The sequence below is a fragment of the Neomoorella stamsii genome (assembly GCF_002995805.1).
Taxonomy (GTDB): Bacteria; Bacillota; DSM-521; order Neomoorellales; family Neomoorellaceae; genus Neomoorella; species Neomoorella stamsii.
Map to the genome: position 1 here is coordinate 1 of NZ_PVXL01000036.1, position 10,064 is coordinate 10,064.

The window sequence follows — 10,064 nt, forward strand, 5'->3', positions numbered from 1 at the left end:
ATTATAACAAATATGGTAATGCCAAAAGATGTTAAGTCTTAGCTATTTCCTTATATCCCCATACAAACTTAAATATTCCACGCTTAAAAATTTCTCATCTCGTGTCTTGACAATGGGGTCCACCTTAGGATGGTGAACGGAACGGTTGGTGGACCTGGGCTTTGCCTACGACTGCTCAGCCCGTGTCCCCGCAGGTGTGGACGCTAACGGACTCGACACATCGCAGTGGCTTCAGTCGCCACTGGTCTACACCAACGAGCGGGGAAGTTTAATATGCCTGCCCACCACGTGTAGCCTGGGCCAGTGGTTTCGTTCAGGGTCGAAAAATCGTGGGTGGGGAGTGCCTCCGTACCAGCTTATTTACCTTCACGATTACGATCTGCTCTCAGCGCGGACGTGGTTTATGCTTAGGGCGTTCCTGACGGTGGCAACCAGGAGGTACCGGTTTGTGTCGTCACAGAAGCTGGCAGAGCAATTTGGCTTAGGGGGTAAGTAACGTGGACAGTCTTATCGATAAGTATGACCGCCTGGCCGAAGGTTTTACCGCGCGGGAATATGCCAACAAGGAGTTTTACATGTATCGGAGGCTCTTGCTGACACTTTTCTGGGGCGTGCCCCTCAAATCAGGAGATTCAGTACTGGAACTGGGCTGTGGCGACGGTTACCTGGCCCGGTCGTTTATTCGGTATGGTCTGCGCTATCACGGCGTTGACTTCGCTCCAGAGAGGGTCAGGGTGGCCGGTAGTAGGCTGCGAGAGGCCGGTCTGGACGCTGACCTTACGGTGGCTGATGTAAATGAACTGTCGCTAACCGAGCCATACGACGCTGTTGTTGCCTATATGCGGACCTTTTTCGCGTACACCCGGGAGCCTCTGGCGGTATTAAGGCGGCTCCGGCCCTGCGTCCGGAAAAAGATAATCCTTGATCTTAACCCGAGGCGGGATTTGCCAGTGAAGAAGGGTATCGCCTTGCTTCAGGAGGCTGGTTTTAGAAGAGTTACATGGCGACCTTTTCTTGTACCAAAGGAAAAACGTTTGCCCCCGGCGCTCTTGCGAGTTCTCGTTTCCTGTGAGGACGTTCCGCTGGTGAGGTCGCTCCCGTTGCGCTGGAAGTTTCACTGTCTCTTGAAAGGGGAACCGTAAAGCGTGCGGATTTGTATCGTCCATCAAAACCTAGAGGCCGGCGGTGCGGAGCGGCAGTTGATCCAGTTGGCTTTGCAGTGGCAGGGAATGGGCCATCATGTTGAAGTGGTTTTGCTGGAGCACCAGGGCGTATGGTTAAACGATCTGGACGGTAAAATCATTGTACGCTGCCTTTCCCAGCGTTTGCCGAGGAATTCCATTTTGAGGATCTATTGGATGTGGTGGCTGGTGACAGGTTTACGGCAGTATTTCCTTCAGCACCCATTTGACGTAGTCCTCACCTTCCTGTGGTTACCTACATTGATCTCCGCCTTTGCCCTTAGGCAGATGCCGGAGCGTCCTATGACTGTCTGGTCAGTGCAAAGCGATTTGGTACAGGAGTTCCGCTTGCACCGGGATGGCTGGGTAAGGCAGTGGCTGGTACGTACCTTCCTGCCGGGACATATTGATCATTTTATTGCCATTTCATCTGGGATTAAACTTAAGACTAAAAACTTGTTGGGTGTTTCCGCCGAACGCTTCACCATTATCCCAAATAGTCTCAACCTAGCCCAGATTTGTAAAATGGCTGTAAGTCAGGGCGAGCTACCTGATAAGACGGCGGCCACTCGTATGGTGAGTGTGGGGCGTTTACACCCTGCAAAAGGTATGGATGTCTTACTGGAGGCGCTGGCACTGGTAAGAAATGAAATGGGTAATTGGGAATGTTACATCCTGGGTGACGGCCCGGAGCGAGAGAGGTTGAGCCAGTTGGCCAGACAGCTTAACTTAAATAATCATGTCCACTTTGTAGGTTATGCGCAAAATCCATATACATGGTTGGAGACAGCAGATCTTTTTGTGTTGCCATCACGTTGGGAAACTTTTGGCATCGCCATTATTGAAGCAATGGCTTTGGGGCTTCCAGTAATTGCTACCGCAACCGATGGAGCCTCGGATATTATCACCCATGACGTAGATGGCTACCTTGTACCTGTCGGCGATGCTCAAGCACTTGCTTTAGCCATTAAAAGGTTAATAAATGAGCCCAAGTTACGGCAACGGCTAGGAAGAAACGCCAAAGCTAGAGCCAAAGTTTTCGATGTATGTGGCATTGCCCAAAAGTATATTTCCTTATTCAATCGGAGGGATTAACTTGCCAAAATATTTAGTTACGGGTGGCGCTGGTTTTATCGGTTCTCATCTTGTCCATGCTTTAGTAAAGCGCGGAGAAACAGTAAGAGTTATTGATAATTTTAGCACTGGAAAAAAAGAAAACCTTGCTGATATTCAAGAGAATGTTGAAATATATGACGGCGATTTAAGGGATATTGAGTACGTTCGGGAAGCGATGGTTGGGGTAGATTATGTATTTCACGAGGCGGCTTTACCTTCGGTGCCGCGCTCCATTGCTGATCCGGTATCATCCAATACCGTAAATGTTCAGGGTACTTTAAATATCCTTATTGCTGCCAGGGATGCCGGGGTTAAAAAGGTTGTTTATGCCGCTTCATCCTCCGCTTATGGAAATACTGAAGTGCTTCCTAAACGAGAAGATATGAAACCCATGCCGCTATCGCCGTACGCTGTGAGTAAACTTACGGGTGAGTATTACTGCCGTGTATTTTATGAAGTTTACGGGTTGCAAACAGTAAGTCTCAGATATTTTAATGTCTTTGGCCCGCGTCAGGACCCTGCTTCACAGTATGCTGCTGTAGTTCCAAAATTTATTACATCCATGCTTAAAGGAGAACAACCTGTGATCTTCGGCGATGGTGAGCAGTCAAGGGACTTTACCTACATTGATAATGTAATAAACGCTAATCTCGCTGCCCTCCAGGCACCTGAATTGAAGGGCGAGGTGCTTAATATCGCCTGCGGGCAGCGATATACTTTAAATGAATTGGTAACTGAATTGAACAATATCCTTGGAACAAGCATCAAACCTGTATATGAAGCATCTCGTAAAGGTGATGTTAAACATTCCTTGGCGGATATTTCTCTGGCCAAAATGGTTATAGGCTATAAACCTTGTATTGATTTTCGTGAAGGCCTGCGTCGTACCGTAGAATGGTATAAAAAGCAAATGGAGATATAGGGTCATGGGTTGTGAAAAGAAATTGCAACTACCGTATCGCGTAGCGCGTGTAATTACCCGTTTGAATATCGGTGGGCCGGCGATACATACGACACACCTCACAGAACGTCTTAATAACGATGGACTATTTGATAGCATGTTGGTTTGCGGTTCCCTTGCTGCGGGTGAAGGGGGAATGGAGGATTTTGCCCGCCAGCATGGAGTGGAGCCGTTTCATATATCCGAATTAGGGAGGGAGATAAGCCTATTTGATGATCTTAAAGCCCTCCGGAAGTTATATCGCTTATTTCGGTTATACCGGCCGGTAATAGTACATTCACACACTGCTAAAGCAGGCACCTTGGCCAGGGTTGCAGCACGTCTGGCGAGGGTGCCTGTAATCGTACATACCTTCCATGGCCACGTCTTTTCGGGTTATTTTTCCACGCGAAAGACAAAATTGTTTATCCTCATTGAACGGTTCCTGGCACATTTGACGGACGCCATTCTTGTCCTTAGCCCGGAACAGCAGAGGGACATTCTCGGTTTCGGTATCGGGAAGCCTGGTAAAGTGAAGATTGTCCCTCTGGGGATTGACTTGGAACCATATTTACATGGAGTAAGGGGACGATTGCGGGCTGAGCTAGGCCTGGCTGGAGATGTCCGGCTAATAGGCATTGTCGGTCGGTTAACTGCCATAAAAAATCACAACCTGTTTTTGAAAGCTGCAAAGGCATTGCTGGATTCATCTGATATTCCCTTGCATTTTGTGGTGGTAGGTGATGGTGAATTACGGCAGGAATTGGAAGATGTGACTAAACAACTGGACATAACAGAACACGTCACCTTTCTTGGATGGCGGAAGGACATGCCGGATATTTATCGTGATTTAGATGTACTGGCTTTGACTTCAAATAATGAAGGCACACCGGTTACTATTATTGAGGCCATGGCCGCCGGTTGTCCGGTGGTAGCCACCCGGGTAGGCGGAGTACCAGATATGATTCAGGATGGCGTAACGGGTATGCTTGTTGAACCTGGAGATGTTATAGAACTGGGGCAGAAAGTTATGACCATATTAGAGAACAAGGAACTGGCGCAAAAAATTGCTGATGCCGCCAGGGATTGGGCGCTGGCTACCTATAGCATTGACCGGTTGGAGGCGGATATCCGGAAGTTATACCTTGATCTTTTGCGGGCAAAGGGCCTCTATCAGACTAATATTGGAGGGAAGGAAAATGGCGATTAAGGAAGTAGAATTACCTCTTGCTTCACATAAAGGAATCTTTTTGGAAATGGAAAGAAAAATCATAAATAAGATTGCCCGGATAGGCGTTATCGGTCTCGGTTATGTAGGTCTTCCCCTGGCTGTAGAGTTTGCCGGGGCAGGATACAGGACCCTGGGTTTTGATTTAAACCGAGATAAGGTAGAGCGGATTAATAGGGGTGAGAGTTATATCCCTGATGTACCGTGGGAAAGGGTGCAGGAACTGCGCCAGGCGGATAGGCTGGCGGCTACCACGGATTTCAAACTCCTGGATAAGATGGATGTAGTTTTTATTTGCGTTCCCACGCCCTTTAACCGGGCCAAGGACCCTGACCTCTCGTACATAGAAGCTGCGGCGAACCAGATTGCTGCTCATCTGCACCCGGGGATGATGATCGTTTTGGAGAGTACTACCTATCCCGGCACTACTGAGGAAGTAGTCCTGCCCAGGCTGGAGGCTACGGGTCTTAAAGCAGGTGAGGATTTCTTCCTTGTCTTTTCTCCGGAGCGGGTGGATCCAGGGAACAAGAAATTTACTACCCATAACACACCCAAAGTCATCGGCGGCCTGACGCCGGCCTGTATGGAACTGGCCCGCCTGTTATACAGCCAGATTATCGAAAACAATGCCGTCCATTTAGTATCTTCTCCTGCCGTAGCTGAGATGACAAAACTTTTGGAGAATACCTTCCGGGCGGTAAACATCGCGCTGGTGAACGAAATGGCCCTTCTATGCCACCGGATGGGAATTGATATCTGGGAGGTTATAGATGCGGCTGCTACCAAGCCATTTGGATATATGCCTTTTTACCCCGGGCCGGGAGTGGGGGGACATTGCATCCCTGTCGATCCCTATTACCTCCTGTGGAAGGCGCGGGAGTATGATTTCCACACCCGTTTCATTGAGCTGGCGGCGGAGGTGAATAACAGTATGCCGGTATATGTGGTAGAGAGGATAGCTGCTGTCCTTAATGAGCGGGAAAAACCTTTGCGGGGAGCTAAGATTTTGGCTTTGGGGGCGACCTTTAAGAAGGATATTGATGACTGTCGCTATTCGCCGGCCATCCATGTCATGGAGTTGCTTATCGAGCGGGGAGTGGCCCTGGCCTATCACGACCCCTATGTACCGGCCCTTACCCTGGGGAATGAGTTCCGCTGGGGGGCCAGGGAAAAGGAAGGGGTGCGGCTGGAGTCGGTGGATTTGACGGAGGCTGTACTGGGCCAGGCGGATTGTGTTGTTATTCTGGTGGACCATAGTTGCTTTGACTGGGAATGGATTGTCTCCAGGTCCCCCCTGGTTTTTGATACCCGCAATGCTACTAAAGGTATTAAGGCGGATAATGTGATTAAATTATAGTGAGGAGTGGCATGGGTGAATATTCTGGTTACCGGCGGTGCCGGTTTTATCGGTTCCCATCTGGTAGAGTCTTTACTCGATGCCGGCCACCAGGTGGTGGCTTTTGATAATTTGACTACGGGCAGCCGGGAGAATGTTAAAGGGGTGCTGGCCCATCCTGGTTTCCGCCTGGTGGAAGGAGATGTACGCGAGGAAGTTACCCTGGAACCATGGGTGGAGTGGGCCGATCAGGTCTATCACCTGGCGGCGGCGCTGGGTGTCAAGACCATTATGGAGAAAGCGGTGTATTCCATAACTACTAACATCCGTGGTACGGAGAACGTACTGGCCCTGGCGGATAAGTACCGGAAAAAGGTGCTGGTGGCTTCAACCTCAGAAGTGTATGGCAAGCATTCCAACCATGCCTTGAAAGAAACCGATGACCGCATCTATGGACCTACCACCATCCGCCGATGGAATTATGCCGGTGCCAAGGCCATGGACGAGTTCCTGGCCCTTGCCTACCACCAGGAACGGGGTTTGCCGGTAGTTATTGTGCGTTTTTTTAACACCGTCGGGCCGCGGCAGACCGGGCAATACGGCATGGTGGTGCCCCGCTTTGTCCGGCAGGCTCTAGCGGGGGAACCAATCACGGTGTATGGCGACGGCAATCAGACGCGGAGTTTTACTTATGTCGGGGATGCGGTACGGGCGATTATTGATTTGATGGCCTGCCCCCGGGCGGAAGGGGAAATATTCAATGTTGGCAGCGGCCAGGTGATTTCTATCAACGACTTGGCCCGGGAGGTCCTGGCCCTCACAGGCAGTTCCTCGCCTATTATTCATTTAGATTATGAAGAGGTCTACGGCAATTCCTTTGAAGATATGCAGGAACGCACCCCGGATATCACGAAGATAAAGGAGTATATAGGTTTTGAACCTCGGGTGGATTTAAAAGGAATTCTGGTAAAGGTTGTCGAATACTTCCGGGAACAGGAAAGGTTATAATTGCCGCGGAGGAAGAAAGTATGGGGGAAGCTGTCTACGCGTGGGGTTTTATTTTAGTGTTGGGGCTGGCGGCAGTATTGACCCCGCTGGTCATGGCTTTTGCCCACCGGGTGGGCATGGTAGCCAGGCCCAAAGAAGATAGATGGCATAAGAAACCGACCGCACTACTGGGCGGCGTGGTAATCTTTGTGGCTTTTATGGCCGGGATGCTGGCCATGGGAAGAGGTGGCCGTGGGGAAACAGCCTTCCTGCTGGGAGCCCTGATAATCTTCGTTGTAGGCCTTGTCGATGACATTCGCGCCCTGTCACCCCGGATGAAAATGGCCGGGGAGCTTCTGGCGGCGTTTATCGTTGTCGCGGCGGGTATTCATTTCACAACCGGTCTTGGCGCCTGGGTTGACTGGCCCCTTACCCTTTTCTGGATTGTAGGTATTACCAATGCTTTCAACCTGCTGGACAACATGGACGGCCTTTCGGCAGGCACGGCGGCCATCGCCGGCGTCTTATTGTTCATTCACACCCGGATAATGGGAAGCCCGGAGGTGGCCCTGGCTGCCCTCATGCTCAGTGCTGCTTCTCTGGGCTTTTTAATTTATAACTTTAATCCCGCCCGCATCTTTATGGGCGACTGCGGGAGCTTATTCCTGGGGTTTTCCTTATCGGTGCTGACTCTATTGGGTACCTGGACGCGCTATTCGGTAGCGAACCTGATCTGGAGTCTGGCCGGCCCGGTAATGTTTCTAACCGTACCTATTATGGATACCACTCTGGTTTCTATAGTACGGGCTTTAAATGGCCGGCCCATATCGCAAGGGGGCCGGGACCATACTTCCCACCGGCTGGTGGCTATTGGCCTGACGGAACGACAGGCAGTGCTGGTGTTATATGCAGTCAGCCTGGCTTTCGGGTTGCTGGGCGTTTACCTTAACAGGTTGAACCTCCCAACCGTGTCGGTGATCTTTATTTTCATGACCATGGTTGCGGTTTATTTCGCTGCTTTTCTGGCCCAGGTCCCGGTCTATGGCAACCATGAATTGGCGGTTACAACCGACGGGGACCTGACCCGGCGTAAAGCCACAGCTATCTTGCGCCGCTTAGTGGAAAGCGTTGCCGATGTGGTGGTGCTGGTTGTCGCCTATCTGGCCGCCTACCTGTTACGTTATGATGGAGTATTAACCCCCGCCAGGATGCACCTGGTGGTTCAATCCTTACCGGTAGTCCTGCCCGGCTTCCTGCTATCCTTCTGGTTCTTTGGCCTTTACAGGAACCTTTTACGCTATACCGGAGTTTATGACCTGGTGGCCATCTTTAAAGGAGTAATCGTAGGGGCGGCCATTTCTATGTCCGGTTTAACGCTTTTATTCCGTTTTGCGGGCTACCCGCGTACCGTCTTTGTCATTTATGTGCTCCTGCTACTGATCCTCATCCCTGCCAACCGCTTTTTTCTGCGCGGTTTTCACCAGCTTTTCCTTAGTACCTCAAACCGGGAGGGAAGGAAGGTAGCCATCTATGGCGCCGGCGACGCCGGGGAGATGGTCCTGCGGGAGCTTTTAAATAACCGCCAGATGGGTTATGTGGTAGTAGGTTTTATTGACGACGATCCTGCCAAACACGGATTCAGCATCCATGGCGTGCCCATCCTGGGCCCGGCCACCGCCTTGGAACAGATTGCCGCCAGCGGGGTGGAGGAAGTTATCGTAGCTATGCCTTCAGCCCCTGCTAACCGGCGAGAAGAAGTTATAGCTATGTGTAAATCTTTAGGATTAAGGTATAAAGTGGTGGAGAGGATAGTATAACGAAGGTAAGTCTTTATTTCTAGTTTAGCGAAAGGAGGGGCATAAGAATGAGAATAAACTCTCTTTATAAATTCTACCAAACACACTTTGGGTATCCTCCTGCAAGAAGTGAGCCTCAACGTTATAGTTATGGACGTGCAATCAAAGATTTCATGAATGTGTTAATAGAGGTTTATCGAACTGGTAATAAAGAGTTTTTATCACAATATAAGAATTATCAATTTGCAAGGCAACTAACAATTCAGTTTTTAGATAACTTTACCGCCTTGATCGGGTGTAGATTTAACGAACCATTGAAGGACCTGCTATACTGTGATTTTTATATAAATATACCTCAGGAACAGCTTCCTCCAAGTAGAAAAAAAGGGTTGATAATTCCGTGTCCTTTTTTATGGAATCCGCAAGATATGGAAATAATTTTTCTTGTCTTTAGCTCACCAACTAATATGGATAAGGAATTAGGTGTATTTAAAGCACTAACTACTATCTTCCCAGTTGAACCTGAACCAATACCGTTAGCTAAACGTTATACATATTGGGTAGTGTCTACGGGAACTGAACATTTTAGAAATGTTAATGTTATCATGGCAGAAACTTTAGAGCGCATAATAAAAACATGCGATTTACTTCTCGCGAGTTGATATTATTAATGGTACCTGCATCCGGGACTACATCCACGTGGAAGACCTGACTGCGGTCACGTGCTGTGCCTGGAGTATCTGCTTGGCTGGTAGAGCGAGTTAATTAACTGCGGTTATGACCGGGGTTATTCCATCCTGGAGGTCATTGTGGCCGCCCAAAAGGTTACCGGCGTGGATTTTTCGGTAAGATATAAAGGCTGGCGGTTGGGTGCCGGCTAGGAGAAAAATGGTGCCAGGAGGAGGGTGTGGACTTCCCTGTGCAATACGCAGGTCGACGGCCGGGCGACCCATCGTTCCTGATGGCGGACGCCAGCAAAATCCGCGCCCGTTTAGGCTGGCAGGCTTGCTTACGCTGACATGGAACGGATTGTCTACTCAGCATGGCAGTGGGAGCAGAAAAGGCAAAGCTATAAATAATTGACATATTCAAAAGCACTGTATACTACTTTACATTGTAGCCCGGCCGGAGGAATTCGACGCCGCCGGGCTGGAGCGCTTCCTGGGGCTGGTCTCCCAGCCAAGCTGGCGGGCCGATATAGCCGGGGTGGAAGAACTGCTGCGCCTGGTCCTGCCGGGCTTCCGGGAAGAGAAGGGACAGGAACTGGTGCAGGTGGGGTAGGTTGTGTACTTTGTACCACAATATGAAAGCACTAAAACATAAAGGTCTGGGTCTGTTAATTATTACCGCAGGTCACTAGCGTTGCATAAAAATCTTTAACCCATTGCAAGGCAATATATGGTAGTTGATTAAATGTAATACAACAACAATAATGGTGTATACAACCATGTTCTTTCCCCTTCTTTGGTTAAAGGACTTA

At 49.7% G+C, this 10,064-nt stretch carries 9 protein-coding genes; 8 read left to right on the plus strand and 1 reads right to left on the minus strand.

All coding sequences use genetic code 11. From position 1 onward, the window contains the following. Positions 1-497 precede the first annotated feature (497 nt). The 8 genes from MOST_RS06060 to MOST_RS06095 are packed head-to-tail and all read left to right on the plus strand — an operon-like array spanning position 498 to position 9,246. On the plus strand, positions 498-1,142 hold the full coding sequence (locus MOST_RS06060) for a class I SAM-dependent methyltransferase (RefSeq protein WP_054936398.1): 645 nt from the start codon (positions 498-500) through the stop codon (positions 1,140-1,142). A gap of 3 nt (positions 1,143-1,145) precedes the next feature. Further along, positions 1,146-2,276, plus strand: a complete 1,131-nt coding sequence (locus tag MOST_RS06065; RefSeq protein WP_054936397.1) for a glycosyltransferase — start codon at positions 1,146-1,148, stop codon at positions 2,274-2,276. Position 2,277: 1 nt separating this feature from the next. Continuing rightward, positions 2,278-3,219 carry an SDR family oxidoreductase gene (locus MOST_RS06070; protein ID WP_054936396.1) on the plus strand — a complete coding sequence of 314 codons (942 nt, stop codon included), beginning with the start codon at positions 2,278-2,280 and terminating at the stop codon, positions 3,217-3,219. Positions 3,220-3,223: 4 nt separating this feature from the next. Further along, on the plus strand, positions 3,224-4,447 hold the full coding sequence (locus tag MOST_RS06075; protein WP_083476557.1) for a glycosyltransferase family 4 protein: 1,224 nt from the start codon (positions 3,224-3,226) through the stop codon (positions 4,445-4,447). Beyond that, positions 4,437-5,822 (plus strand): nucleotide sugar dehydrogenase, encoded by a 1,386-nt coding sequence (locus MOST_RS06080; protein ID WP_054936394.1) that lies wholly within the window; start codon positions 4,437-4,439, stop codon positions 5,820-5,822. Before MOST_RS06075 ends, MOST_RS06080 begins: the two co-directional genes overlap by 11 nt. A 15-nt stretch (positions 5,823-5,837) precedes the next feature. After that, positions 5,838-6,809: an NAD-dependent epimerase/dehydratase family protein gene (locus MOST_RS06085; protein WP_054936393.1), complete on the plus strand. Its 972-nt coding sequence runs from the start codon at positions 5,838-5,840 to the stop codon at positions 6,807-6,809. A 20-nt stretch (positions 6,810-6,829) separates the two neighbouring features. Continuing rightward, on the plus strand, positions 6,830-8,605 hold the full coding sequence (locus MOST_RS06090) for a PglD-related sugar-binding protein (protein WP_054936392.1): 1,776 nt from the start codon (positions 6,830-6,832) through the stop codon (positions 8,603-8,605). A 47-nt stretch (positions 8,606-8,652) separates the two neighbouring features. Continuing rightward, positions 8,653-9,246, plus strand: coding sequence for a hypothetical protein (locus MOST_RS06095; RefSeq protein ID WP_054936391.1), 594 nt, complete (start codon positions 8,653-8,655; stop codon positions 9,244-9,246). Between the two features lie 442 nt (positions 9,247-9,688). On the opposite strand, the gene MOST_RS06110 is transcribed toward MOST_RS06095, so the two are convergent. Continuing rightward, positions 9,689-9,886, minus strand: a complete 198-nt coding sequence (locus MOST_RS06110; RefSeq protein ID WP_054936390.1) for a hypothetical protein — start codon at positions 9,884-9,886, stop codon at positions 9,689-9,691. Positions 9,887-10,064 lie beyond the last annotated feature (178 nt).